Here is a 309-nt window from a genome sequence, read left to right on the forward strand (position 1 = left end):
GGGTCTATTCCGACTTCAAGCAAATGGCGATCCGCGAGGCCAAGCTGAAGGACGGCATCGAGGCGGTGGCGATCGTCACCCCCAACCATGTGCACTATGCCGCCGCCAAGGAATTCCTGAAGCGCGGTATCCATGTGATCTGCGACAAGCCGCTGACCTCGACGCTTTCGGATGCGAAGAAGCTGAAGAAGGCGGCCGACGACAGCGAGGCGCTGTTCGTGCTCACCCACAACTACACCGGCTATCCGATGGTGCGCCAGGCGCGCGCGATGGTCGAAAATGGCGACATCGGCGCTATCCGGCTGGTGC

General features: G+C 61.8%; 1 protein-coding gene. It reads left to right on the top strand.

Annotated elements, in window-relative coordinates; genetic code table 11:
- Positions 1-309 (top strand): Gfo/Idh/MocA family protein (locus tag IB264_RS34335; protein WP_192435383.1); only part of this gene is annotated, 309 nt, incomplete at both ends.

The sequence above is a fragment of the Ensifer sp. ENS11 genome (genome assembly GCF_014851895.1).
In the GTDB taxonomy this organism is placed as follows: Bacteria; Pseudomonadota; Alphaproteobacteria; order Rhizobiales; family Rhizobiaceae; genus Ensifer; species Ensifer canadensis.